The sequence below is a fragment of the Pseudocitrobacter corydidari genome (assembly GCF_021172065.1).
In the GTDB taxonomy this organism is placed as follows: Bacteria; Pseudomonadota; Gammaproteobacteria; order Enterobacterales; family Enterobacteriaceae; genus Pseudocitrobacter; species Pseudocitrobacter corydidari.
Window position 1 is genome coordinate 4021289 of sequence record NZ_CP087880.1, and the last position, 26102, is coordinate 4047390.

The following is a 26102-nucleotide window of genomic DNA, read 5'->3' on the forward strand; positions in this document are numbered from 1 at the left end:
ATATGATGGTGTAGGGATAATGACAATGAATGGTTAACTAATTGTTATGTTCTAGCAACGGCATTGTATGAATAAATAGCGAAATTGTGAACCATTGGAAGGAAAGAGAGGAATTGGTTGGGCCAATTGGGTGGGGAGAAAAGAATTGCCGGATGGTACTTCGCTTGTTCAACCTACGGTAATGCCCTATAAGTTAGGCTCGGTAAGCGAAGCGCCATCGGGCACTAACTGTATCGATCAGAACTCAGTTTTCGCGTAACCGGTCATCACCTCGAGGCCCATTTCGCGGCCCAACGCGGTCATCGGGTGAACCACAACCAGCCCGCGCACGCTTTTCTTCAGCTTGCCCATGTCGGCCTGTTCTTTCTTGGTGATCGCACGCTGGAAAGGCATCTTCATCAGTTTCTGGGCTTCTTTACTCAGTTTCTGGCTGTGTACTTCACGCAGACGCGTGATTTCCGCTTCCAGCTTCTCTTTCTCGCTTTCCAGCTCGGCGTACTTCTCTGCGTTTTCAACCAGCGACAGTTCAGCCTGCTGGTGACGGATGGCGTCCAGACGGTCGCTCAGGCGTTTGATTTCGTTTTTTTCGATTTCTTTCATTTTGCGTATATCTGATAAAAAAATGACGTAATAGCGCATAGTATGCGCGACAGCGATCGTAACCGATAGCGAATTATACAAAATAGTCTGATTAGGTCTGCACTTATTTACCTGCGAATTATTAGTAATACTATGAATTAATAGCATTTTATGGAAAATGGTTAAGCAGATCTCTTTTTTGACACGTCGTCACATGGAATCGCACATTTTCCCCAAACGTACCGCCCTAAATTGTCCATTCTGAAGGCAGGAATCATGAAGAGGACTACGTTATGGGCAAACTTGGCGAAAACGTACCACTTGTCATCGACAAAGCCGTAGATTTTATGGCGTCCAGTCAGGCATTTATGGAGTACCTGAAAAAATCGCCCCGCCTGAGTCACGTACCGGAAGAGATCCCGGAAGAGAAAGCGGCGATGTTTCTGGAGCGATTAGAGCACTACCGCAAACTTTATCAGCCGGTCGAAAACCAGGCGAATGAAGTTTGAGGGCGTTATTTCTGGAAGGCTTTTTTCAAGCTGATTCGGGAAATCAGCTCCGTCAGAGAAAGTACCATCGTTGAGCGAACGACCTGTTGATAACGCTGTTGCTGCATTGCCAGCAGGTCGGCATCGCTATCGTCAAAGAAAGGCGCGGGTGGCAGGGCAGAGACGCAGTGCAGCTCGCCCAGAGGCCCAAGAATTTCATCATCCGTGAAGGCATACTCGCTGCCATCATGATTTAGCTCTTCGCGCAGCGCCATCAGCAATTCCGCATCTTCATACTCATGACGGCTAATCACGCCCAGCCCATAGATAAGCTTGAGCCGGACCGAAAGGTCGCCCAATGGGCCGCTGCCGTCCAGTAGCGGTTCGACGGCATATTTCACCGCGTAATCGTCTTTGCGGAACACCTGAAGCACCAGAATATTGACCGCCTCGGTCAGTAGCTCGACGGCGGCAATCAGGAAACTTCTGACGGTTTTGCCAGCATTCAGACGCTCAAGCACACGGTTTTCAAAAGCCTGTGTTTCTTCCATTATTGCCTGCATATCTGACAATCTACTGTTCAGGCGCAGGATAGCCTGCGCCGGGTCTTGCATCATTTGCTGGCGTTGTAGAGTGCGACGGCGGCTTTCACCACGTCGCTGTTCGCGTCCAGACCAGAGATCTGTGCCAGCGCGGCCTGCGGGCCTTTTTCATCAATCAGCGCGGCCAGTTCCTGCGCCTGCGGATCTTCTTCACTGCGGAAATGCATCGCAGCGGCGATACCTTTCACCAGGTTAACGTGCGGCAAACCGTATTCCAGCGTGCCCAGCAGCGGTTTAATCAGACGGTCGCCCGCGCTCAGTTTACGCAGCGGCTGACGGCCTACGCGCTCAACGTCATCTTTCAGATACGGGTTTTCAAAACGACCGAGGATTTTCTGAATGTATGCGGCATGTTTCTGCGCATCAAAACCATAGCGTTTGATCAGTACCGCGCCGCTTTCATCCATCGCGCCTTTTACCACTGCGCGAATTTTCTCATCGAGGATCGCGTCGCGGATAGTTTGATGCCCGGCCATTTTGCCGAGGTAGGCGGTTATAGCATGACCTGTGTTCAGCGTGAAGAGTTTACGTTCGACAAATGCCATCAGGTTATCGGTTAATTCCATGCCTGGAATGTTCGGCAGCGCGCCTTTGAACTGAGTTTTGTCGACAATCCACTCGCTGAAGGTTTCAACGGTCACTTCCAGCGGATCGTTGGTTGCAGAAGCCGACGGCGGCACGATACGGTCAACGGCGGAATCCACGAAGCCGACGTTCGCTTCCACCCAGGCTTTTTCATCTTCGGCAACGGCGGCCATCACGTGGCCTTTCAACTGGCTGGTGCCGCGCACCATGTTTTCGCAGGCGATAATGTTCAGCGGGGTATTGACGCCCTGTGCTTTACGTTTTGCGAGACCTTTGGCGATAGCCGGTGCAATCCGTTCCAGCACAACCGGGCCCACAGCGGTGGTGACCAGGTCAACCTGGGCAATCAGGTCTACAACGTCGTCACCGATGCTGCTGACGGCGTTAACGCCAGAAACCGTATCAACCTGTTCATTTTCACCGACAACGTGAACCTGATAGCTATGACGCGCATTCAGGGCATCCAGTACCACCTGGTTTACATCGGCGAATGTCAATGTAATGCCTGCGTCGGCCAGCAGTTTGCCGATAAAGCCACGACCGATATTACCTGCGCCAAAATGTAATGCTTTCATAGTGTTAACCTTCATTAATGTTTTTGACCCGAGAGGGCTGGGGTGAGGCTTTTCCCTCACCCTAACCCTCTCCCAATGGGAGAGGGTAGAGAGACTTACTTCTGCAACAGCGCCAGAACTTCTTCTACGCTGGTGGTGCTGGCCAGGCGTTCGATGACAGATTCGTCATCCAGCGCGTTGGTCAGGCCGGTAATCACCTGGATGTGCTCGTTGTTACGCGCGGCGATACCAATCACCAGACGGGCAATGTCGTCTTCATCTTCGCCGAAGCGCACGCCTTCCGGATACTGGCAGAACACGATACCGGTTTTCAGCACGCGGTCTTTCGCTTCGATGGTGCCGTGCGGTACCGCGATGGACTCGCCCAGATAAGTCGGCGTCAGTTTTTCACGGTCAAGCATCGCCTGCACATACTCTGGCTCAACGTAACCACCTTTCACCAGTTGCTCACCGGCGAAGCGAATCGCGTCTTCTTTGGTGGCAGCTTTGCAGCCCAGGAAGATGTTTTCCGCGCCGAGTTTGAATAGGTTGGCGTTGGTGTCGTCAAAGCTGTCTTTCAGGCTATCTTTCACCTTCACTTCGTTGTCAGTGTGGCGCTGTGCGGCAACCAGACGCTCGGTCAGGTTGGTGTACAGGCCGCTGTCGAGGAAGTTGGTCAGCGAGATGTGCTGCGCCTGCGGTACCTGACGCATTGCACGCTCGGTCAGGTCGCGGTGGGTGATGACCAGGTCAACATCCGGCGGCAGGTTGTTAATCGCGCAGTTGGTGACCGAGATGTTGCTCAGGCCAGCATCCTGCACTTTCTTACGCAGTACGCCCGCACCCATTGCACTGGAACCCATACCGGCGTCGCAGGCTACGATAATTTTACGCACGTGACTCAGGTCGTTGGTGACATCGCCAGCCGCCAGCGGGGTAGCGCCTTTGGATTCCGCTTTCATGTCATTCATACGACGGGTTGCCGCTTCGATGTCATCTTCTTCTTTCACTTTGCTGGTTTTCAGCAGAATGGCAGAAACGATGAAGGAGACCGCCATCGCCGCAACGATTGCCGCGATGTTCGCGAAGTACGCGCCTTTTGGCGTCATCGCCAGTACGGCCAGGATGGAACCTGGAGAAGCCGGAGAAACCAGACCACCGTTCAGCAGCGTCAGAGTAAACACGCCAGTCATACCACCCAGAATGACCGCCAGGATCAGACGTGGATTCATCAGCACATACGGGAAGTAAATTTCGTGGATACCCCCCAGGAAGTGGATGATTGCCGCGCCGCCTGCAGACTGCTTAGCACTGCCGCGACCGAAGAACATGTACGCCAGCAGAACGCCCATACCCGGACCTGGGTTGGCTTCAATCAGGAAGAAGATAGATTTGCCGAGATCATGAGACTGCTGAATACCCAGCGGAGAGAAGATACCGTGGTTAATCGCGTTGTTCAGGAACAGGATTTTCGCCGGTTCTACAAAGACAGATGCCAGCGGCAGCATGTCGTGTACAACCATGAAGTTAACGCCAGCCGCCAGAAGCTTGGACAGGACTTCAACCGCCGGGCCGATGCCCATAAAGGCCAGAATGGCGAGGATCATACCGATGATGCCAGCGGAGAAGTTATTCACCAGCATCTCAAAACCGGATTTGATTTTACCGTCTACCCAGATGTCGAATTTCTTGATTGCCCAGCCGCCCAGCGGGCCTGCAATCATGGAACCCAGGAACATCGGCATATCTGCACCGACGATAACGCCCATGGTGGTAATCGCACCGACCACGCCGCCACGTTCGCCGCCAATCAGCTTACCACCGGTATAACCGATGAGCAGCGGCAGCAGGTAGGTGATCATCGGGCCAACCAGCTTCGCCAGCGTTTCGTTCGGCAACCACCCTGTTGGAATAAATAACGCGGTGATAATACCCCACGCGATAAACGCGCCGATATTTGGCATCACCATGTTGCTGAGGAAGCGACCAAAGCTTTGCACCTTGATCTTGATATCGGATGACATAAAACACCCCTTGTTTCTGTTTGCCCGCAGGTGGATCACCTGAAGTTTATTGTTAATTGGCGGCAGAGGTAGTAGCCGAACCCTGGTTGATGATGCGAAATCTGGCACTGAATCGTTAAGCTGTCCAGATAGCGGGTCTTCGTGTGACTTAGATCACACAAATATAGGAGATACCTGATGATTTTGAGTGATCACCATCACAAAACAACTGTGTAAAAAAACAACACAGCAGGAAAAAGCATCGCAGAACACATGTAAATGTGATGTTAATCACGTTTTTCTTTCGGTTGTTTGTTTCTTTTTTGTGATTGAGTTCACAAGATATTTTCGAGCCGTCAAAGCAAGATGTGATCTGCAGCAGATTCCGCAGATAGATGGAGCTTTAGCTGTAACCGAGTAACATCACACAAAAAAGAATAATGAATGCGGAGTATGGCAGAACGATGAATTGCCGATTATGTTCAAAGTAGACGTCCGCTACGTGTTATTTCGTATAGCGTGCTCACTATCGACAGCGTGAATTCGAGGTTACGGCTATGTTCCTGAATTACTTTGCGCTTGGCATTCTGATCTTCGTTTTCCTGGTTATCTTTTACGGCATTATTATTATTCACGATATTCCCTACATGATTGCGAAGGCGCGCAATCATCCCCACGCCGATGCCATTCACGTTGCAGGCTGGGTAAGCCTTTTTACATTACATGTTCTCTGGCCGTTCCTGTGGATCTGGGCGACGCTGTATCGCCCCGATCGCGGCTGGGGGATGCAGCATCCTCCCGCGCCAGAGGGCGAAGATGCGCTGCGACACCGCGTTGAAGAGCTTGAAAAACAACTGAAAAAAATGCAAACGCCTTCAGGGGAATAACCATCATGGATCTGCTTATTATATTGACCTACGTCGCGCTGGCATGGGCGATTTTTAAGATATTCAGGATCCCGGTAAATAAATGGACGGTGCCTACCGCAGTATTAGGCGGGGTATTTATTGTCGGTGCGCTAATATTAGGGATGAACTATAACCACCCCTATACCTTTCAGGCGCAGAAGGCGGTTATCTCTATTCCTATTACCCCGCAGGTAACCGGCGTGGTGAGTGAAGTAACAAATAAACAAAACCAGCTGATTAAAAAGGGCGAGGTGCTGTTTAAGATTGACCCCACGCGCTACCAGGCGCGCGTTAATCGGCTTGAAGCTGATTTAGTCACCGCCGTTCATAACACTCAGGTGCTAAAAGCGCAGCTGGATGAAGCGCTGGCAAATACCACGCGCGTCTCGGCAGAACGCGACCGTTTGTATAAAGATTATCAGCGCTACTTGCAGGGAAGTAAGGCGCGGGTGAACCCCTTTTCGGAAAGCGATATCGACAACGCCCGGCAAAACTATCTGGCGCAGGACGCGCTGGTCAAAGCGTCTATTGCCGATCAATCGCAAATTAAAAGCCAACTGGACAGCGTGGTGAACGGCGACCAGTCGCAGGTCGCCAGCCTGCGCGCGCAGCTTACCGAAGCCAAATTCAATCTCGATCAAACCGTGATCCGCGCGCCCAGCGATGGTTTCGCCACCCAGGTACTGATTCGCCCTGGCACCTATGCCGCTGCGCTACCGCTGCGCCCGGTAATGGTGTTCGTGCCGGAACAAAAACGCCAGATTGTGGCCCAGTTCCGCCAGAACTCATTGCTGCGCCTGAAACCCGGTGATGAAGCCGAAGTGGTGTTTAATGCGCTGCCGGGGCAGATTTTCAGCGGCAAGCTCACCAGCATTTTGCCCGTTGTGCCCGGAGGTTCTTATCAGGCACAGGGAACGTTGCAGGCGCTCACGATTGTCCCCGGTACCGACGGCGTGATGGCCCTGATTGAACTTCAACCGAGTGAAGAGGTGGACTCGCTGCCGGATGGTATTTATGCGCAGGTCGCGGTCTATTCTGACCATTTTGAGCACCTGTCGATTATGCGTAAGGTACTGCTGCGAATGACGAGCTGGATGCATTATCTTTACCTGGATCATTGAGGGTAAAAGCATCTTTTTAACCACAGCTGAGCCATACTTCTTTTTTCGTTGGCAAAAAGGACATGGCATGAAACTCATCGGCAGCTACACCAGCCCTTTCGTACGTAAAATTTCTATCTTATTGCTGGAAAAGGGCATTTCATTCGAATTTGTGAATGAACTGCCCTATAACCTGGAAAACGGCGTAGCCCAGTACAACCCACTGGGCAAGGTCCCGGCATTGATGACCGACGACGGTGAATGTTGGTTTGATTCACCGATTATTGCCGAGTACATCGAACTGCTGAACGTCGAGCCGCAGATGCTACCGTCTGACCCGCTGGCGCGTCTGAAAGTGCGTCAGCTGGAAGCGCTCGCCGACGGCATTATGGACGCCGGGCTGGTGGCGGTGCGCGAACTGGCCCGCCCGCCAGCACAACAGTCGGAAGCGGAATGTTTGCGTCAGCGTGAGAAAATCAGCCGTAGCCTTGATGCGCTTGAAACCCATCTCAAAGAGGGCACGTTCAGCACCGATACGCTAAACCTGGCGACGATTGCCATCGCCTGCGCCATTAGCTATCTCAACTTCCGCCGCATCGCGCCGGGCTGGTGCGTTGACCGGCCTAATCTGGTCAAACTGGTGGAAACGTTGTTCCAGTGCGAGAGTTTTGCCCGCACGGAACCGCCAAAGGCTTGATTCTGCCCTATAACACTTCATGGTCGTACGCTGTACAATCCCTCCTCACTATGGACTCCCTCTCCCGTCGGGAGGGGGGAAAATCGTTAACCGTCAGGCCAACTCATGACTACCGATACTCGCTCACTCTACAGCCAGCTTCCTGCGACCGACCGCTTACTGCGCGATGCCGCCTTTGCTTCCCTTCTGGAAAACCACGGTCATTCGCAGGTGGTGGAACAACTCCGCCAGCTTCAGGATGAAGCGCGCCTGGCTATCCGCAATACCAGCGCGCTTCCGGGCTGGAGTGACGACTGGGCCGGGGAAGTCGCGCGTCGCTTTACCAGGGATACACAACGCGCCATTCGCCCGGTCATTAACCTGACCGGTACGGTGCTGCATACGAATCTTGGGCGAGCCCAGCAGGCGGAAGCCGCCATTGCGGCGGTGACGCAGGTGATGCGCGACCCGGTGACGCTGGAATATGACCTCGACGGTGCCGGGCGCGGTCATCGCGATCGCGCACTGGCGGATTTGCTCTGCCGCCTGACCGGCGCGGAAGATGCCTGCATCGTTAACAATAACGCCGCCGCTGTGCTTCTGATGCTGGCGGCGACGGCGAGCGGCAAAGAAGTTGTCGTCTCGCGTGGCGAGCTGGTGGAAATTGGCGGTGCGTTCCGCATCCCGGACGTGATGCGTCAGGCGGGCTGCGAGCTGCATGAAGTCGGCACCACCAACCGCACGCACGCTAAAGATTATCGCCAGGCGGTCAATGAAAACACCGGGCTGCTGATGAAAGTACACACCAGCAACTACAGCATTGAAGGTTTCACCAAAACCGTTGAAGAAGCCGAGCTGGCCGAGATTGGCCGCGAGCTGGATATTCCGGTGGTGGCCGATTTAGGCAGCGGCTCGCTGGTTGATTTAAGCCAGTACGGCCTGCCGAAAGAGCCGATGCCGCAGGAGATGATCGCCGCAGGTGTCAGCCTGGTGAGTTTCTCCGGCGATAAACTGCTGGGCGGCCCGCAGGCGGGAATTATCGTTGGTAAGAAAGCGATGATTGCCCAGCTTCAACAGCATCCGCTCAAACGCGCATTGCGTGCCGATAAAATGACGCTGGCGGCGCTGGAAGCGACGCTGCGCCTCTATCTGCACCCTGAGCGCCTGACCGCTGACCTGCCGACGCTGCGTCTGCTTAACCGCCGTGCGGATGAAATCCACGCGCAGGCCGAACGCCTGCGTGAAACGCTGATGCAGCGCTATGGCGATGAATTTTCTGTTACGGTGATGGAATGTGCCTCGCAAATCGGCAGTGGCTCGTTGCCCGTCGATCGCCTGCCGAGTGCCGCCATCACCTTTACCCCTAAAGACGGGCGCGGTAGCCGCCTTGAATCACTGGCTAACCGCTGGCGCAGCCTGCCTGTGCCGGTTATCGGGCGCATTTACGACGGGCGATTATGGCTCGACCTGCGCTGTCTTGAGGATGAATCACGTTTTCTGGAGATGTTGCTGAAATGATTATTGCCACCGCCGGGCACGTTGACCACGGCAAAACCACGCTGCTTCAGGCGATTACTGGCGTTAACGCCGACCGCCTGCCGGAAGAGAAATCACGCGGGATGACCATCGATCTGGGCTACGCCTACTGGCCGCAGCCCGATGGACGGGTGCTCGGGTTTATCGATGTGCCAGGGCACGAGAAATTTCTCTCTAACATGCTGGCGGGCGTGGGGGGTATCGATCATGCCCTGCTGGTGGTGGCCTGTGACGATGGTGTGATGGCGCAAACGCGCGAACATCTGGCGATTCTGCAACTGACCGGAAAGCCGACGCTGACGGTGGCGCTGACCAAAACCGATCGCGTTGATGCGGCGCGCGTGGCGGAAGTGCGTCAAGAGATAGACGCTGTACTGCGTGAGTACGGTTTTGAAGACGCCACGTTGTTTGAAACCGCCGCCACCGCAGGGCTGGGCATCGATGAATTGCGCGCGCATCTGCTGCAACTTCCAGAGCGTGTGAATCCGGAGAATCAACGTTTTCGTCTGGCGATCGACCGCGCGTTTACCGTGAAAGGCGCCGGGCTGGTGGTCACCGGGACGGCGCTTTCCGGCGATGTAAAAGTGGGTGACACGCTGTGGCTAACGGGCGTCGATAAACCGATGCGCGTGCGTGGTATCCACGCACAAAACCAGGCGACTGAACAGGCGCACGGGGGGCAGCGTATTGCGCTGAATATCGTTGGCGATGCGCAGAAAGAAGAGTTGAATCGCGGCGACTGGCTGCTATCTCAGCAACCGCCCGCGCCCGTCGAGCGGGTGATTGTCGCGCTGCATAACCACGTGCCGCTAACCCAATGGCAGCCGCTGCATATTCACCATGCCGCCAGTCACATTACCGGGCGCGTCTCGCTGTTGGAGAACAATCTGGCCGAGCTGGTGCTGGACACGCCGCTGTATCTGGCGGACAACGACCGCCTGGTGCTACGCGATATTTCAGCACGTCTTACCCTTGCCGGCGCGCGCGTGGTAACGCTCAATTCACCGCGTCGCGGAAAGCGTAAAGCCGAATATCTGGCGTGGATAGCCGAACTCGCGGGCGCAGAGAACGATGCGCAGGCGCTCTCCATCCACCTGCAACGCGATGCGGTACAGCTCAGTGATTTCGCCTGGGCACGCCAGCTGAGCGAGCAGGGGTTGCAACAGCTGATTAGCCAGCCGGGCTATATCCTGGCCGGAAATGCGTTACTGGATGCGCCGCTCGCCGCGCGCTGGCAGCGTAAACTGCTGGATGCGCTGGCGACCTACCACGAGCAGCATAAAGACGAACCGGGGCCAGGCCGTGAACGCCTGCGTCGTATCGCGCTGCCGATGGAAGATGAAGCGCTGGTGCTGACGCTGATTGAGCAGATGCGCGAAAGCGGTGTTGTGGCCAGTCATCACGGTTGGTTGCATCTGCCGGATCACAAAGCCGGGTTTACCGACGAACAGGATGCGGTATGGCAAAAAGCGGCACCGCTGTTTGCTGATGAACCCTGGTGGGTGCGCGATTTAGCGCAGCAAACCGGCACCGATGAGCAACTGATGCGCGCGGTGCTTCGCCAGGCCGCGCAGCAAGGGATGATTACGGCGATCGTCAAAGATCGTTATTACCGTAACGATCGCATCGTCACCTTTGCGAGCATGATCCGCGAACTGGATCAGGAAAAGGGCTCCACCTGCGCCGCAGATTTTCGCGATAAACTCAACGTCGGGCGTAAGCTGGCGATTCAGATTCTGGAATATTTTAACCGTATCGGCTTTACCCGCCGCCGGGGGAATGACCATTTATTACGCGATGCGTTACTTTTCCCTGACAATAAAAGTAACGATTAATTTAAATATCAAATGAATTAATACAAAATTTATATTGATTAATATTGGATGCGCAGAAATAACGCATCCAATATTTTTTTACTTACAAAAGTAGAATATGGATCATATTTTTTGTTTTAGTCTTCCCTTACGCTAGCCGCCAATTTTCCATTAATTAAGGAACGATCATGGCAGCATCTACTTTTTATATTCCTTCTGTGAATGTCATTGGCGCTGACTCATTAAACAGTGCAATGGATACGATGCGTGACTATGGCTATCGCCGCGCACTAATCGTCACGGATGCCATTCTGAATAAACTGGGCATGGCGGGCGATGTGCAAAAAGGCCTGGCTGAGCGTGATATTTTCAGCGTAATTTATGACGGCGTACAGCCGAACCCAACCACAGCGAACGTCAACGCGGGCCTGAAAATCCTCAAAGAAAATAACTGCGACTGCGTGATTTCTCTGGGCGGCGGTTCTCCGCACGACTGCGCGAAAGGTATTGCGCTGGTGGCCTCCAACGGCGGGCAAATTAGCGATTACGAAGGCGTTGACCGCTCGGCTAAACCGCAGCTGCCGATGATCGCCATTAACACCACCGCAGGCACCGCGTCTGAAATGACCCGTTTCTGCATTATCACCGATGAAGCGCGTCATATTAAAATGGCGATCGTTGATAAACACGTGACGCCGATTCTGTCCGTGAACGACTCCTCCCTGATGACCGGCATGCCGAAATCGCTGACCGCCGCGACCGGGATGGATGCGCTGACCCATGCTATCGAAGCCTATGTATCTATCGCTGCTACGCCAATTACCGACGCCTGTGCGCTGAAAGCGATCACCATGATTGCCGAAAACCTGAGCGTAGCCGTTGCCGATGGCGCTAACGCGGAAGCACGCGAAGCGATGGCGTACGCACAATTCCTGGCCGGTATGGCGTTTAACAACGCATCGCTTGGCTATGTTCACGCGATGGCGCACCAGCTTGGCGGTTTCTACGACCTGCCGCACGGTGTCTGCAACGCCGTTCTGCTGCCGCACGTCCAGGCGTTCAACAGCAAAGTAGCCGCCGCGCGTCTGCGTGACTGCGCACAGGCAATGAACGTCAACGTTGCAGGTCTGAGCGATGAACAGGGCGCGAAAGCCTGCATCGACGCTATCTGCAAACTGGCGCGCGAAGTAAACATTCCGGCGGGCCTGCGTGACCTGAACGTGAAAGAAGAAGATATCCCGGTTCTGGCAACCAACGCTCTGAAAGATGCCTGCGGTTTCACTAACCCGATTCAGGCGACGCACGACGAAATTATGGCGATTTACCGCGCTGCAATGTAATTCGTGACCGTTGTCGTAAACCTATGAACGGCTGGCGAAAAAAACGCCAGCCGCGTCTACCCTTGTAAGACTGCAACAGCAAGGAGAGACGGTGATGACAAACAATCCCCCTTCAGCCCGCATTCAACCGGGCGAGTACGGTTTTCCCCTTAAGCTTAAACCTCGCTATGACAACTTTATCGGCGGCGATTGGGTTGCGCCCGTCGACGGCGAGTATTACCAGAATTTGACGCCGGTGACCGGGCAGCTGCTTTGTGAAGTGGCCTCATCCGGCAAGCGTGATATCGACCTGGCGCTCGACGCCGCGCATAACGCAAAAGAAAAATGGGCTAATATGTCGGTGCAGGATCGGGCGGGGATCTTGCTAAAAATCGCCGATCGCATGGAGCAAAACCTCGATCTGCTGGCAACGGCGGAAACCTGGGATAACGGCAAACCGATCCGCGAAACCAGCGCAGCCGACGTGCCGCTGGCGATTGACCATTTCCGCTACTTTGCGTCGTGCATCCGCGCGCAGGAGGGTGGCATCAGCGAAGTGGATAAAGACACCGTGGCGTATCACTTCCATGAACCGCTGGGCGTGGTGGCGCAAATCATCCCATGGAACTTCCCGCTGCTGATGGCGAGCTGGAAAATGGCCCCGGCGCTGGCCGCTGGCAACTGCATCGTGCTGAAACCGGCGCGATTAACCCCGCTTTCGGTGCTGCTGCTGATGGAAATTATCGGTGACTTACTGCCGCCTGGCGTCATCAACGTGGTGAACGGCGCGGGCGGGGAAATCGGCGAATATCTGGCGACCTCGAAGCGCATCGCGAAGGTTGCCTTCACCGGCTCGACTGAAGTCGGCCAGCAAATCATGCAGTACGCCACTCAAAACATCATTCCGGTGACGCTGGAGCTGGGCGGGAAATCGCCGAATATCTTCTTTGCCGATGTAATGGATGAAGAGGACGCTTTCTTTGATAAGGCGCTGGAAGGCTTCGCGCTCTTTGCCTTCAACCAGGGTGAAGTGTGTACCTGCCCAAGCCGTGCGCTGGTGCATGAATCTATCTACGATCGCTTTATGGAGCGGGCGATTCGTCGAGTGGAAAGCATCCGCAGCGGTAACCCGCTCGACAGCGTCACGCAAATGGGCGCTCAGGTGTCGCACGGGCAGATGGAGACCATCCTCAACTACATCGATATCGGCAAGAAAGAGGGCGCGGATGTGCTGACCGGCGGGCGACGCAAACGCCTCGACGGCGAGCTTCACGACGGCTATTACCTGGAGCCGACGATTCTGTTTGGCCAGAACAGCATGCGTGTCTTCCAGGAGGAGATCTTCGGCCCGGTGCTGGCAGTCACCACCTTTAAAACCACTGAAGAAGCGCTGGCGCTGGCTAACGATACCCAGTATGGCCTGGGCGCGGGCGTCTGGAGCCGCAATGGTAATCTGGCATACAAAATGGGGCGCGGCATTCAGGCCGGACGTGTCTGGACTAACTGCTATCATGCCTACCCGGCGCATGCGGCATTTGGCGGCTATAAGCAGTCGGGCATTGGCCGCGAGACCCACAAAATGATGCTGGAGCATTATCAGCAAACCAAATGTCTGTTGGTGAGCTACTCGGACAAACCACTCGGTCTGTTCTGATTATCCTGCGTTAACGGCCCGGCGGTGTTTCCCCGCCGGGCTTGCTGTATATCGAAACCCATATGGCATTATATAAATTAGATGTTTGCGTGATATCTAATAATTCCTCTACTATTTCCCATCCCCCGATTATTTATTTTAATCTCTGAGGATTTATGTTTCTTAATTATTTCGCACTGGGCGTGCTGATATTTGTATTCCTGGTCATATTCTATGGGATTATTATCTTACATGATATTCCCTATCTGATTGCGAAGAAACGCAATCATCCCCACGCTGACGCCATTCATGTTGCGGGCTGGGTGAGTCTTTTTACGCTGCATGTTATCTGGCCTTTCCTGTGGATTTGGGCAACGTTATACCGTCCTGAACGCGGCTGGGGAATGCAAAGCCCGGATGCGTCGCTTATCCAGCTTCAGGAGCGCGTGGCTGGGCTGGAGAAACAACTGGCTGAGGCGAAAGCTTCCTCAGCGGAGTAATAGTTATGGATTTATTGATCATCCTGACCTATGTGGCTTTCGCATGGGCGCTGTTTAAAATATTCAAAATTCCCGTTAATAAATGGACCATTCCGACGGCGGCATTGGGCGGTATATTTATTGTCAGCGGTTTAATTCTGCTTATGAATTATAACCATCCTTATACCTTTAAAGCGCAAAAAGCGGTGGTATCTATTCCGGTTGTTCCGCTGGTAACCGGCGTGGTGACGGAGGTCACCGACAAGAAAAACACGCTGATTAAAAAAGGCGAGGTGTTATTTAAGCTGGATCCGACTCGCTATCAGGCGCGTGTAGACCGCCTGAAGGCCGATATTGTGACGGCGGAGCACAAGCAGCAGGCGCTGGTGGCGCAGCTCGATGAGATGATGGCCAACACCCAGCAGGCGAAAGCGACGCGTGACAAGCTGGCGAAAGAGTATCAGCGCTATCTTCAGGGCAGCCAGGCCAAAGTGAACCCGTTCTCAGAACGCGATATTGACGCGGCGCGGCAAAACTATCTGGCGCAGGAAGCCTCGGTTAAGTCATCTGCGGCAGAACAGAAGCAGATCCAGAGCGAGCTGGACAGCATGGTGCTGGGCGAGCATTCGCAAATCGCCAGCCTGAAAGCGCAGCTTGCGGAAGCGCAGTTTAACCTGGATCAGACGGTTGTTCGCGCCCCCAGCGACGGCTACATCACGCAGGTTCTGATTCGACCGGGAACCTACGCCGCCGCGCTGCCGCTGCGCCCGGTGATGGTCTTTATTCCTGATCAGAAACGGCAGATCATCGCCCAGTTCCGCCAGAACTCTCTGCTGAGGCTGGAGCCAGGCGACGAAGCCGAAGTGGTGTTCAATGCGCTGCCGGGCCAGGTTTTCAGCGGCAAACTGGCGGCCATCAGCCCGGCGGTTCCCGGCGGAACGTATCAATCCACGGGCGTGTTGCAGTCGCTGAATACCACGCCGGGCTCGGAAGGGGTGATTGCGACGATTGAACTGGACGAAAATGCTGAACTCAGGGCGCTACCCGACGGTATTTACGCGCAGGCGGCGGTCTACTCCGACCATTTCAGTCATGTATCGGTGATGCGCAAAGTGCTGCTGCGAATGACCAGTTGGGTGCATTACCTCTATCTCGACCACTAATTATCGTTTGAAGGCACTTGCTGTGACGGCAACAGACGCGTCACAGCAAGCTGCTTGCGTATTTCACTGAGCATGGCATCCAGAATAAACTGCACCCGCCACGGCTGATATTCGCGTTTGCGGAAGATAGCCACCAGATCCAACCACCACTCCTGCTGGTCAGGGAAACAGGCTACCAGCGTACCCGCCTGAATATCGTTTCTGACGCTCTCTTTGGGCGCAAATACAATACCAAGATCGTTACGCGCCAGCTCCAGCGCAGACTGCGTATTATCGCAAACGTAATTGCCTTTCACCCGATAATCGACGGATGATTTATTTTCTCCGGCGCTGAATCGCCAGATATTTGACTCACCAATCATCATCGAATCAATCAAAATACACGAATGCTGCACCAGTTCTTCCGGGCCATGAATCGGATGTTTATTAAGATAATTTGGGCTGGCAAACGCGGTAACGGAATACTTTGTAATAAAACTGGCGACTAATGATTCATCTTTCGGTTGCGCGTAAGTAATTAAGACATCGCAATCATCCGGGAACTCCACACCATCATAAAATGCTTTGGGTTCCAGATTGTATGTTTTTAGCGAAAAGGTAATATCACCAATATCCACAATATTTGCGATGACATTCTTTGCCAGATACGCGACTATCCCGGTAGGGGCGTAAACGGTCACCCGACCACGTTTCTCATGCTTATAGTCAGCAATGAAATTGTTAAGCTGCTCGTGTCTATCGAGCATGTCATTGATGTAGGGAAGTAATGCCGTACCAAAAGGTGTCAGGGTCAGTTTTCGGGGTGAGCGGTCAAAAACCTTAAGCCCAACTTTTGATTCAAAATCAGCAAGATACTTACTGACATTGGCCTGTGCGATGCCAAGAATTGTGGCGGCATGGCTGATATTTTCACTGGCCGCGATGACCGAGATAATCTTCAGCTCCCGGGGCTTAAGTTGTAAATTATTCATCGCTCAACCTAATATATATATAATTTTATATATTACTATATAAATATGAACATTGCATTGATGAATTTGTAAACATTATTATTCTGGAGCTTTATTTTCCTATTTTAAAATGGACAGCCGGGAATGTTAAATACACGCAATGTTACGGCGCTGATGGCTTTGTCGTTTATGGCAACTGCAACAGCGTCTGAATTATCTATTGGTGCCGGGGCGGTATATAATGAATCACCGTACCGTGGTTATAATGAAAATACCCATGTCGTGCCGCTAATCAGTTATGAAGGTGAATCGTTATATATTCGCCAGACCACTTTAGGTTACATCCTTTCAAAGAGTGATAAGAACGAAATCAGCATCACTGCATCGTGGATGCCGCTGGAATTTTCTCCATCGGATAACGACGATCATGCGATGAGCCGTCTGGATAAGCGTGACAGCACAGCGATGGCGGGCGCCGCGTGGTATCACCACGAAAAATGGGGCAGCCTGAAGGTCTCCGCTGCGACCGATATTCTGGATAACAGCGATGGCTGGGTTGCAGAGATGTCGCTCTTTCGCGTGATGCCGCTCGGTAAACTGACGCTCACGCCTTCTGCGGGCGTACTCTATTACGATAAAAACTTCAACGACTACTACTACGGCATCTCATCCGGAGAATCGCACCGTAGCGGGCTCTCGTCATATTCTCCGGACGACAGCTGGACGACATACGTAGGTATCGGCGCGAAATACCCTTTAACGAAGAACATCATTTTGCAGGCGAGCGCGATGTACAGCGTGCTGCCAGATGACATCAAAAACAGCCCGATGGTCGATCGTGAAGACAGTTTTACCTTCCTGACCGGCGCGAGCTGGCATTTCTGATAAGTATACAAACCCGGCGAGTGTTGCCGGGTTAGTAATGCGTTTTGCGACGATATTCGCATCTCCCCTTGTAGATTACACGCCTGCCTGTTTTTCTTTCCGAGCCTCTTTCCCGAACTGAAATCTCCTGCCTGAATCACGTTTTACACTGCGATATTGTGATGGTGGGCATGAGGTTGGTGTGTATCATGTGTATAATTAAAGAAGGGCAAGGATGTGAAGAGCGCGGAGGTTATTGCAATCCTGAAACAGCACGGCTCGGTACATGTTCGTACCCGGGGAAGCCATCAGCAGTTTCATCATCCCAGCCGAGCGGGGCTGGTTACTGTCCCACATCCCCGCAAAGATATTAAACCGGGAACCCTGGCCCAGATTTGCCGCCAGGCCGGGATAAAAATGTAATTCACCAGGAGTTTTTATGTTCTATCCGGCTTATATACACACCGACCCCGATGGCAGCAGCAGCGGTTTTTTCCCTGATGTACCGGGTTGTTATTTTGCGGGGGATACTCTTGATGACACCTTTCAGGATGCGCGAGGGGCGTTGGTTGCGCATTTTGAAGCGCTTTGTGAGCTTAATAAAGAATTGCCCTTACCGGGTTCTGTGGAAACGCATCTGGCTTGCGATCCACAAAACTATGCTGGTGGGCAGTGGTTGCTGGTCGACATCAATATGAATCAGTTTGAGGGCAAAGCCGAACGGATCAATATCACAATGCCGAAACGGCTTCTGCAAAAGATTGACGCGTTTGTACGTCACAATCCTGACTATGCCAACAGAAGCGCGTTTCTGGCCGAGGCTGCACGGCGAGTGTTGCCGGGTTAATCCAGCGTTTTCACCTCAAGCGGGCGGAAGCGGCTGTAGATCCACAGCCCCAGACAAATGACGGAACCCAGCAATGCGGTAAAGAGAACGGTAATAAACAGGGCGCTAACTATCGCAGCCGGAAGCGCGAGAATGCCATGTACCGGCTGATTGTTCCATTTCACCATATCGGCGCCAAAGATCCCCATCACGCCGCTTACCACCGCAAAAATTTGCAATGGAATGCCCAGACCTATCAGCATCAGACGATAGATGGATGACGGTTTGATGCGCTTCAGGGTGACGTCGGTACTGCTGTCCTTGCTCATTTTTATTTTCTCATGGGAAGGTAAGGTGGCGTGATTATATCATGAGGAAATGAGGCTGACCCGGCAAGCACCTGTCGTGCTGCCGGGTGGGGGATGATAATTACTGCCCGTAATAGGCCTTCGCGCCATGCTTACGCAGATAATGCTTATCAAGCAGCGTGTTTTGCATTTCCGGCAACTGTGGTGCGAGCTGGCGGGAGAACAGCCCCATATACGCGCACTCTTCCAGCACCACGGCATTGTGCACCGCATCGGCGGCGTTTTTTCCCCAGGCAAACGGGCCGTGAGAATGTACCAGTACGGCCGGAACCTGCATCGGATTTAGCTTGCGCTCCTCGAAGGTTTTAATGATGACTTCACCGGTCTGATATTCATATTCGCCGTTGATTTCAGCGTCGGTCATCAGCCGCGTGCAGGGAATGGCGCCGTAAAAATAGTCGGCGTGCGTAGTGCCCCATGCGGGGAGATCCAGCCCGGCCTGCGACCAAATCGTGGCGTGGCGCGAGTGGGTATGCACAATGCCGCCGATTTCCGGGTAGCGGCGATAGAGCGCCAGATGCGTCGGCGTATCGGAAGAGGGTTTTTTACTGCCTTCAACGACCTGACCCGTGGCGATATCCACCACCACCATATCCTGTGCACTCATCACGTCGTATTCGACGCCGGAGGGCTTAATCACCATCAGTTTGCGGCTTTCATCCACCGCGCTGACGTTGCCCCAGGTGAAGGTCACCAGTTGATGCGCAGGCAGCGCCAGATTTGCCGCCAGCACTTCGGCTTTCAGTTGTTCTAACATGTGAATCCTCCTTCCTGCATACGTGCTTCAATCCAGCGGCGCGCCTGAATAATTTCCAGCACCGGCTCTTTGGCTTTTTCCGTCCACATCTCAATCAGGAATGCGCCGCGATAGTTGAGTTTTTGTAAGGTGTTAAAGACACCGACAAAATCCACGCACCCTTCGCCAAACGGCACATCGCGGAACTGGCCTGGGCTCTGCTCGGTAACCGGTTGAGTATCTTTCAGGTGAATGGCGGCGATGCGGTCAATGCCTAACGCCAGCTCGGCGGGCACGTCGTTGCCCCAGGCGCTCAGGTTGCCGACGTCCGGGTAGACGCTGAACCACGGGGAAGAGAGCATCTCATCCCATTTCTTCCACTTGCTGATGGAGTTCATAAACGCGGTGTCCATGATCTCTACCGCCAGCATCACCTGTGCGGCGGCGGCTTGCTCTACCGCCCACGCCAGCCCTTCGGCGAAGCGTTGCTGCGTACCTTCGTCATGATCTTCGTAATAAACGTCGTAGCCCGCGAGCTGGATGGTACGAATGCCGAGGTCGCGCGCCAGTTTGATGGCTTTGGTCATGATCTCGCGCGCACGCTCGCGCACGTTTTCATCGCGGCTGCCAAACGGAAAGCGGCGGTGCGCAGACAGGCACATCGACGGAATCGCGACCCCGGTTTCCAGCATCGCTTCGACCAGCGAGGCGCGTTGTGCGGTGCTCCAGTCGAGGCGGGATAAACGTTCATCGGTTTCATCGACGGACATCTCGACAAAATCGAAGCCACAGCTTTTTGCCAGCACCAGACGCTCTGGCCAGGTGAGATCTTTCGCCAGCGCTTTCTCATAAATGCCTAACGGGTGACGACGCATTATTTCTCTCCCCAGATAGCGTGGATCTGCGCGTGGAATTCCGCCGCGACCTGTGCAGGGTTCGCCGCGCCAGCCAGCGCACGCCCGGCAATAAAGGCTTTGGCATTGATCTCTTTAAACAGCGGCAGGTCGGATGGCGTTACGCCGCCGGTAATGGAGAGTTCCAGCCCGATATCGGAGAGCGCTTTCATGCGCGACAGGTCAGCTTCGCCCCACTGTTGCCCGCTGGCCTGCGCATCGCGGCCCCGGTGGTAGATGGCCTGACGGATACCAGCGGCGTACCAGGCGCGAGCATCGTCGAGCGTCCAGTTGCCGAACAGCTCAATCTGAATTTCAGCGTTGTGTTGCTGTGCCACTTCATGGCCTTTAATGACGGTCGCCAGCGGGGCGGCACAGATAATGGTCATCCAGTTCGCCCCGGCGTTGAATGCTTGCTGTGCCAGCGTTTCGCCGGCGTCCGCGACCTTCCAGTCGGCAACAATGATTTTATCGGGGCACTGTTCACGCAGGGCGCGAACGGCGTTCAGGCCCTCAGTCAGGCAGAGGATGGTTCCGGCTTCGACGATATCCACATGGTCGCGCAGCAGCGCGACATCGCGCTGGGCAGCCTGAAGGCTGGTGTGGTCGAGCGCCAGTTGTAACAGAGGGATGCTCATGCGTTGTACTCCTTGATGCGGGCATGGAAGCCCTGAAGGGCTTCAATAAGAAATTGATAGTGCTGATATTTTTTCTGATAAACCGCGTGAGCGGCGGCGTCGGGCTTCAGCGTGCGGAGGGTGAGCTGACGGGCGTGTTGTGCGTCATGAAAATCGACGAAAAGGCCTGTTCCCACCTGCGCGGCCAGTGCAGCGCCATAACAGCCGGTCTCTTCGACCTGCGGCAGTTCGACCGTCAGGCCGCTGACGTCGGCGAGCATTTGCATCCAGACATCGGAGTGGGCCGGGCCACCAGTGACGCGCAGGGCGCGAACGTCGGTGAAACGCTCACGCATCCGGTTGAGATGGGTCATGTGGCAGAACACCACGCCTTCGTAAACGGCCTGAAGTAAGTGCGCGCGCGTATGCAGCGACTGCATACCGTAGAAGCCGCTGGTCATCTCCAGCCCGGCATTACTGCCGTAGAGAAAAGGCAGGAAGAAAAGGTCGCTTCCCGCTTTTGGCAGGCTGGCAACGGACTGGTTTATCTCATCAAAAGAGATATCGCCCCATTGCGCCGTCAGCCATTCCAGATTGCCGGATGACGTGGGGCTGGCTTCGTGAACGATATATTCGCCGTCATTCACGTAGCGGCCATAAACATAGGGGTGCGGTTCATGGTTACGCAGCCCCTGGGTGATACCGCTGGTCACCGCCCAGGTGCCCATTACGGGGTTAAGCGTGCGCTCATCTTCAAGACCCGCGCAGAGTGCGGTAGAAACCACGTCAAACAAACCGCCGACAACGGGAGTTCCCGCCGCCAGACCGGTAATGGCGGCCGCCTGAGGCGTGATTTCCCCGCAAATTTCTGCTGAGCCGACGACAGGGGGCAGCGCGTCGTCGATTTCGCTGATGCCCAGCCAGTGCGTTAACTGCGGGTCGTAGCGCCCGCTGTTCATGTTGTAGAGGTTGGATTCAGAGATGTTGCTCTCTTCTGCGCCTTTCACGCCGGTAAGGCACCAGCGCAGAAAATCGTGGCCCATCATTACGCAGCCGATTTGGGCATAACGCTGCGGTTCGTTCTCTTTTAACCAGCGCAGCAGCGAAACGGGATGACCGGTCCATAAGGTCTGGCGGGTGTGCGGGTAGAGTTTTTCAGGGACGCCATCCTGCTGCCAGCGGCGAACAATCTCCAGCGCCCGGCGGTCGGAAGACAGTATGGCGTTACCGAGCGGCTTATCGTTTTTATCGAGGGGAAACAGCCCCTTACCCTGAGCGGAAATGCCTACGCCTTGTACCTGATGGGGGCTGATACCGCTGTTTTGCAAAAGCCGCCGAAGGGTATCGGCGCAGGCCTGCCATAGCGACGACATATCCCGCTCGGCATAACCCGGTTTTGGGCTCAGCGTTTGAAGCGACTGGCGCTCCACGCGGAACTCCTCTCCCTGGCGGTTATATAACCCGGCTTTCAGATAAGTACCGCCACAATCGATACCCAGCCAGAAGGTTTCTTTATCACTCATCTTTCTTTCCCGTGTGCTGACGCGCCCGGTGAACAGTGCTCACCGGGCGAATTTCTTATGCTGCGTGTTTGCGTGGTGTGACGGCTTTCGTTGGCGCTGCGCCGGCATCGCATTTCGCTGGCAACAGCAGGGCCATGATGGCCGCCAGTGCCAGAGATATCGCCAGGCAGTAAACGCCCGCGTCTTTGCTGTAGAGGGTAATCAGCACGCCGACCGCGTAAGGGCCGCAGAAGCCGCCGAGATTACCGAGGGCGTTAATCACGCCGCGCGCGCCACCGGCCATTTCAGCGCTGAACAGACGTGCAGGAATAGTCCAGAACACACCCGCTGCGGATTGCAGGAAGAAACCGCAGCCCACCAGAGCGGCATAGGCCAGCCAGACGTTCTCTTTCAGGGCAACGGAGAGGAACATGCACAGGGCGAAACCGATCAGCGGCAGCGAGACGAACAGCTTACGTTTGCCGGTTTTGTCCGACAGCGACGAGAAGAGGAACATCCCGGCGATGGCGCCGACATAAGGCAGAATCGCCAGCATCCCTACCTGACCCATGCTGGAGTGGGTTAACTCTTTGAGAATGGTTGGCAGCCACAGGGTGTAGCCATAAATACCGGTCTGATAGAAGAAGTTGAGCGCGATAAGCTGCCACATGGTTTTATCGGAAAGCACCGCGCTAAGTGACGCATTGCGGACTTCTTTACCGGCAATCGCTTGCTGCTCTGCGGCCAGCGTTTTCACCAGCCAGTTTTTCTCGGCTTCGCTTATCCAGCGTGCTTCCTGCGGGCGGTCATAGACGGTCAGCGACCACAGCACCAGCACGACGATAGAGAGCAGACCTTCAATGATAAACAGCCAACGCCAGTCGAGCGCGGTGATGATCCAGCCCGAAAGCGGGGCCGTGACGATCCCGGCGATAGGCACAAACATAATCACGATAGCGTTCGCACGCCCACGTTCAGCATCCGGGAACCAGTTGCTGATCATGGTGAGTACCACCGGCAACATGCCGCCTTCTGCCACACCGAGTAAGAAGCGCAGGACCAATAATTGATACTGGTTGGTGATCACGCCGGTGAGAACGGAAATAACAGCCCATGCCACCAGTGACCAGCCGATAAATTTCTTGCCGCTGCCGTGCACGGCAATTTTGCCGCCGGGCACCTGCAAAAAGAGATAGCCAATAAAGAATATACCGCCCGCCAGGCCCGCCATTGTGGCGGTAATACCCAGTTCTTCATCCATACCGCCCGGCATAGCAAAGGCGATATTAACGCGGTCCATATAGGAAATAATACAGGCGATCAGAATTGGTGGAATAATTCTGAGCCAGCGCTGGTGTGGTATTACTGTAGGTACAGATGATGAATTATTCATAATAAGGTTCTCATAAAGAGGATAAGTATTTTTATTATTAGATTTTCTGTAACTGGCTTATGCCGTCGCGCAGTATTTCTACGCGATGATTAACGGAGGCATTAGCATTTATTTCCAGTAATTTGATACCGGAAAATTGTAACGTTGCAGGCCCCGCCGCATTAAATAGCGATTTAGCGTGTTCCGCAGTCATTAAACTGTCCGGGCAGAAGGGCGCAAACGGCGCATGCAGATCCTGCCACTCGCCATATTCACCCTCAAGCGTGGTGCCGGAGAACATCAGTGCGCGCAGTTTCCCGGCCTTTTTAGCCTTCAGCGTATGCTCAAGCGGTAAAGTGGTGTTGCGGCCTTCAATGGCGGAACGCGCCCAGTTGATGCAGATGCCAACGTCGCGGTCAGAGAGCACCTCCAGTACGTTTTCCAGCGGCAGAAAGCCTTTGCGCGGCGCGGCGGAGGTCATTGCATCGCAGTGTTCCAGAACCAGTTCGCACGGCCAGTCCCAGGCTGTAATCTCGTTGATTGAGCGGGCGAACGCGTCAGTAGCCTGTTGTACGTTGTTGTTTCCCGCCTGCGGTGCGGCCTGCATTTCCAGCGCGATAACTTTGCCGGGGTGCGCCTTATTTACCACCGTAATTTTATTGAGCAGATGGCGATAATACGCCACGCACTGCTGGCGCTGCTGTTCATCGGCAGAGGCCAGGCCAAAGGCACCGTTTCCCCCACGGCGGCGCATGGTTTCCATGACGGCAGTGACCACGATTTGCCACTCACCGGGCGTGTGTTTTAACAGCCATTCATCGCCAAAAGGGTGCAGATTTTCCAGACACGGTTGTTCCAGCCCGCGAATATGCGGCGTGTCGGCAAGCTGCTTCCAGAATTCAGCTTCCTGCTCTTCACTTTGCTGGTGGAATGACGGCGCGCAGGGATACGCGCCGATAATATAACCGGCGTTATGAGTATTCATTTTTCACTCCTGAAAATTGAGTTCGTTAATTCAGTGCAGACACCGCGACTTTAACCACAATTTTCCTGATTGGCGTTGCCTCGTTTTTATTACACGCCGGGCGATGGACGTCTTGCGGGAAAAATATAGCGTAGCTTCCGGGAACCATTTCAATAAACGATTCATTCTCGCTGTGGTGATAAAAAATAATGTCTCGCTGTTCAAGAAGTTCTTCACTGACTTCATTATTGCCGGTGTCGATGGCAATACCGATTTTCTCTTCTCCCCACGCCAGAAACTGAATATCCAGATAGCGGCGATGGACTTCGGGTCGATTTTCATGTGGTTCGCGCGTGGTTAAATCGATGACCTGCGCAAAAATCGTCTTGCCGTCGATTTCCACCACGCCCGGCGAGAGCTGGCTGAAATCGGTGGTGCGCAGGAAATTGAGCGCTGTTTCAATCGCTGCCGGAAGCCGGCAAGGATTCGGCTGAGAAATATGACCAAAAATCATGGTGCATCTCCTTACAGGGCTTTAATTTTCGCCCACACGCTGTCGTCAACGGTAATGCCGTTGCGGCGGTTTTCTTCCAGCAGTCGGGTAAATTCATGGCCCGGCAGACGTATCGCGACGTTTTCATCCGCGCGCTCGGCGCTGGTGATGTAATCCATGATGCGTTGCAGTTTGGCATCGCGCGTTTCGCCGTCGATCAGTTTGTCGACTTCAATGGCGATGAAGATTTGCGAGATACCGTATTCGTCGCTGTTGTCTTCGGTGACTTCGGCAACGGAGGCGCCGTTAGAGAGCAGGGTGGCAATCATATCCAGCACGATAGAGAGGCCGGAACCTTTCCAGTACCCCATCGGCAGAATGCGGCGGTTTTTCTCAATCACGCCCGGTTCTTTGGTGAGGTTGCCTTCATCGTCAAAGCCACCATCGACCGGTAGCTGGCGACCCGCCAGACGATTCACTTCCAGCATGCCGTAAGAGAACATCGACATCGACATATCCACCATGGTGATCGGCGTGGAAGGAATCGCGACGATCAGCGGGTTAGTACCGATGTTGCACTCTTTTGCGCCCCAGGAGGGCATTACCGCGATGGAGTTCGTCCAGCAAATGCCAATGTAGCCTTTCTCCGCCGCCTGCCAGCCGTAGCTGCCGCCGCGCATCCAGTGGTTAGCGTTACGCACCGCGACCAGGCCAATCCCGTGATCGGAAGCCAGTTCAATGGCGCGATCCATCATCTTTTTCGCCGTCAGGTTGCCGATGGATCGCTGCGCGTCCCACTGCTCAATCGCGCCGAGGCTGGTGATGCGCTCAGGTAAGGCGTCGGGAATGATATCGCCGTTTTCCAGTTGCTGAATAAAGCGCGGGAAGCGGTTTACGCCGTGTGAATAGACGCCTGACTCGGTGGTGCGGGCAAACATGTCGGCACAGGCTTCTGCCGTATCCGCCGCTACGCCGCGCGCTAACAGGACGCGGGTGAACTCATTTTTCAGGTCTGCAAAGCTTACTAACATACGTCATCTCCAGTACATCTTGCTCGATTTTCCATCAGCGCAAGCAT

The 26102-nt window shown here is 54.3% G+C and carries 27 protein-coding genes; 13 read left to right on the forward strand and 14 right to left on the reverse strand.

Going from position 1 to position 26102, the window contains the following annotated elements:
• Window positions 1-237: 237 nt before the first annotated feature.
• Window positions 238-600, reverse strand: a complete 363-nt coding sequence (locus tag G163CM_RS18660) for a YibL family ribosome-associated protein (protein WP_231825923.1) — start codon at window positions 598-600, stop codon at window positions 238-240.
• A 272-nt stretch (window positions 601-872) separates the two neighbouring features.
• Between G163CM_RS18660 and G163CM_RS18665 the strand changes: the two genes are divergently transcribed.
• Window positions 873-1088 (forward strand): glycogen synthase, encoded by a 216-nt coding sequence (locus G163CM_RS18665; protein ID WP_015962499.1) that lies wholly within the window; start codon window positions 873-875, stop codon window positions 1086-1088.
• Window positions 1089-1093: 5 nt separating this feature from the next.
• Here the strand turns inward: G163CM_RS18665 and mtlR are convergent, their stop codons facing one another.
• The 3 genes from mtlR to mtlA all read right to left on the reverse strand — a co-directional run bounded on the left by mtlR (window position 1094) and on the right by mtlA (window position 4832).
• A complete protein-coding gene (gene mtlR, locus G163CM_RS18670; RefSeq protein ID WP_231825924.1) occupies window positions 1094-1684 on the reverse strand; it encodes a mannitol operon repressor MtlR in 591 nt (196 codons plus the stop codon).
• Window positions 1681-2829: a mannitol-1-phosphate 5-dehydrogenase gene (mtlD, locus tag G163CM_RS18675; protein WP_231825925.1), complete on the reverse strand. Its 1149-nt coding sequence runs from the start codon at window positions 2827-2829 to the stop codon at window positions 1681-1683. Before mtlD ends, mtlR begins: the two co-directional genes overlap by 4 nt.
• 95 nt (window positions 2830-2924) lie before the next feature.
• Window positions 2925-4832 carry a PTS mannitol transporter subunit IICBA gene (gene mtlA, locus G163CM_RS18680; RefSeq protein WP_231825926.1) on the reverse strand — a complete coding sequence of 636 codons (1908 nt, stop codon included), beginning with the start codon at window positions 4830-4832 and terminating at the stop codon, window positions 2925-2927.
• A gap of 536 nt (window positions 4833-5368) precedes the next feature.
• On the opposite strand from mtlA, the gene G163CM_RS18685 reads away from it, so the two are divergent.
• From G163CM_RS18685 to G163CM_RS18725, 9 genes are all read left to right on the forward strand, one after another.
• A complete protein-coding gene (locus G163CM_RS18685) occupies window positions 5369-5698 on the forward strand; it encodes a DUF3302 domain-containing protein (protein WP_015962503.1) in 330 nt (109 codons plus the stop codon).
• A gap of 5 nt (window positions 5699-5703) precedes the next feature.
• Window positions 5704-6840, forward strand: coding sequence for an HlyD family secretion protein (locus G163CM_RS18690; RefSeq protein ID WP_015962504.1), 1137 nt, complete (start codon window positions 5704-5706; stop codon window positions 6838-6840).
• Between the two features lie 67 nt (window positions 6841-6907).
• A complete protein-coding gene (locus G163CM_RS18695) occupies window positions 6908-7516 on the forward strand; it encodes a glutathione S-transferase (protein WP_231825927.1) in 609 nt (202 codons plus the stop codon).
• A gap of 105 nt (window positions 7517-7621) precedes the next feature.
• Window positions 7622-9013: an L-seryl-tRNA(Sec) selenium transferase gene (gene selA, locus G163CM_RS18700; RefSeq protein WP_231825928.1), complete on the forward strand. Its 1392-nt coding sequence runs from the start codon at window positions 7622-7624 to the stop codon at window positions 9011-9013.
• Window positions 9010-10866: a selenocysteine-specific translation elongation factor gene (gene selB / locus G163CM_RS18705; RefSeq protein ID WP_231825929.1), complete on the forward strand. Its 1857-nt coding sequence runs from the start codon at window positions 9010-9012 to the stop codon at window positions 10864-10866. The genes selA and selB overlap by 4 nt, the downstream gene beginning before the upstream one ends.
• Window positions 10867-11033: 167 nt before the next feature.
• Entirely contained in the window at window positions 11034-12185 is a 1152-nt protein-coding gene (gene yiaY, locus G163CM_RS18710) for an L-threonine dehydrogenase (protein ID WP_231825930.1), read from the forward strand.
• A 94-nt stretch (window positions 12186-12279) separates the two neighbouring features.
• Complete coding sequence (aldB, locus tag G163CM_RS18715) at window positions 12280-13818, forward strand: aldehyde dehydrogenase AldB (protein ID WP_231825931.1); 1539 nt, start codon at window positions 12280-12282, stop codon at window positions 13816-13818.
• Window positions 13819-13973: 155 nt separating this feature from the next.
• Window positions 13974-14297: a DUF3302 domain-containing protein gene (locus tag G163CM_RS18720; RefSeq protein ID WP_015962510.1), complete on the forward strand. Its 324-nt coding sequence runs from the start codon at window positions 13974-13976 to the stop codon at window positions 14295-14297.
• Window positions 14298-14302: 5 nt separating this feature from the next.
• Window positions 14303-15439 (forward strand): HlyD family secretion protein, encoded by a 1137-nt coding sequence (locus G163CM_RS18725; protein ID WP_231825932.1) that lies wholly within the window; start codon window positions 14303-14305, stop codon window positions 15437-15439.
• On the opposite strand, the gene G163CM_RS18730 is transcribed toward G163CM_RS18725, so the two are convergent.
• Window positions 15436-16410: a LysR family transcriptional regulator gene (locus G163CM_RS18730; protein ID WP_015962512.1), complete on the reverse strand. Its 975-nt coding sequence runs from the start codon at window positions 16408-16410 to the stop codon at window positions 15436-15438. The two genes, G163CM_RS18725 and G163CM_RS18730, sit on opposite strands and share 4 nt — an antisense overlap.
• Before the next feature lie 123 nt (window positions 16411-16533).
• Here G163CM_RS18730 and G163CM_RS18735 point away from each other — a divergent pair, with 123 nt between their 5' ends.
• The 3 genes from G163CM_RS18735 to G163CM_RS18745 all read left to right on the forward strand — a co-directional run bounded on the left by G163CM_RS18735 (window position 16534) and on the right by G163CM_RS18745 (window position 18100).
• Window positions 16534-17274, forward strand: coding sequence for a MipA/OmpV family protein (locus tag G163CM_RS18735; RefSeq protein WP_231825933.1), 741 nt, complete (start codon window positions 16534-16536; stop codon window positions 17272-17274).
• 216 nt (window positions 17275-17490) lie between these two features.
• Window positions 17491-17676 (forward strand): type II toxin-antitoxin system HicA family toxin, encoded by a 186-nt coding sequence (locus G163CM_RS18740; RefSeq protein WP_231825934.1) that lies wholly within the window; start codon window positions 17491-17493, stop codon window positions 17674-17676.
• Between the two features lie 16 nt (window positions 17677-17692).
• Window positions 17693-18100, forward strand: coding sequence for a type II toxin-antitoxin system HicB family antitoxin (locus G163CM_RS18745; protein ID WP_015962515.1), 408 nt, complete (start codon window positions 17693-17695; stop codon window positions 18098-18100).
• Here G163CM_RS18745 and G163CM_RS18750 read toward each other — a convergent pair.
• The 9 genes from G163CM_RS18750 to yiaK form a co-directional block, all read right to left on the reverse strand.
• On the reverse strand, window positions 18097-18408 hold the full coding sequence (locus G163CM_RS18750; protein ID WP_015962516.1) for a hypothetical protein: 312 nt from the start codon (window positions 18406-18408) through the stop codon (window positions 18097-18099). The two genes, G163CM_RS18745 and G163CM_RS18750, sit on opposite strands and share 4 nt — an antisense overlap.
• Before the next feature lie 100 nt (window positions 18409-18508).
• A complete protein-coding gene (gene araD / locus G163CM_RS18755) occupies window positions 18509-19204 on the reverse strand; it encodes an L-ribulose-5-phosphate 4-epimerase (RefSeq protein WP_231825935.1) in 696 nt (231 codons plus the stop codon).
• On the reverse strand, window positions 19198-20058 hold the full coding sequence (locus G163CM_RS18760) for an L-ribulose-5-phosphate 3-epimerase (protein ID WP_231825936.1): 861 nt from the start codon (window positions 20056-20058) through the stop codon (window positions 19198-19200). The genes araD and G163CM_RS18760 overlap by 7 nt, the downstream gene beginning before the upstream one ends.
• A complete protein-coding gene (ulaD, locus tag G163CM_RS18765) occupies window positions 20058-20714 on the reverse strand; it encodes a 3-keto-L-gulonate-6-phosphate decarboxylase UlaD (protein WP_231825937.1) in 657 nt (218 codons plus the stop codon). The genes G163CM_RS18760 and ulaD overlap by 1 nt, the downstream gene beginning before the upstream one ends.
• Entirely contained in the window at window positions 20711-22216 is a 1506-nt protein-coding gene (locus G163CM_RS18770) for an FGGY-family carbohydrate kinase (protein WP_231825938.1), read from the reverse strand. Before G163CM_RS18770 ends, ulaD begins: the two co-directional genes overlap by 4 nt.
• A 55-nt stretch (window positions 22217-22271) precedes the next feature.
• Window positions 22272-23588, reverse strand: coding sequence for an MFS transporter (locus G163CM_RS18775; protein ID WP_231825939.1), 1317 nt, complete (start codon window positions 23586-23588; stop codon window positions 22272-22274).
• 37 nt (window positions 23589-23625) lie between these two features.
• A complete protein-coding gene (locus G163CM_RS18780) occupies window positions 23626-24552 on the reverse strand; it encodes a DUF4862 family protein (protein ID WP_231825940.1) in 927 nt (308 codons plus the stop codon).
• A gap of 25 nt (window positions 24553-24577) precedes the next feature.
• The gene (locus tag G163CM_RS18785) at window positions 24578-25045 is read right to left on the reverse strand and encodes a YhcH/YjgK/YiaL family protein (protein WP_231825941.1); all 468 of its coding nucleotides are present in this window, start codon (window positions 25043-25045) and stop codon (window positions 24578-24580) included.
• A gap of 11 nt (window positions 25046-25056) precedes the next feature.
• Window positions 25057-26055, reverse strand: coding sequence for a 3-dehydro-L-gulonate 2-dehydrogenase (gene yiaK, locus G163CM_RS18790; RefSeq protein ID WP_015962527.1), 999 nt, complete (start codon window positions 26053-26055; stop codon window positions 25057-25059).
• Between the last annotated feature and the right edge of the window lie 47 nt (window positions 26056-26102).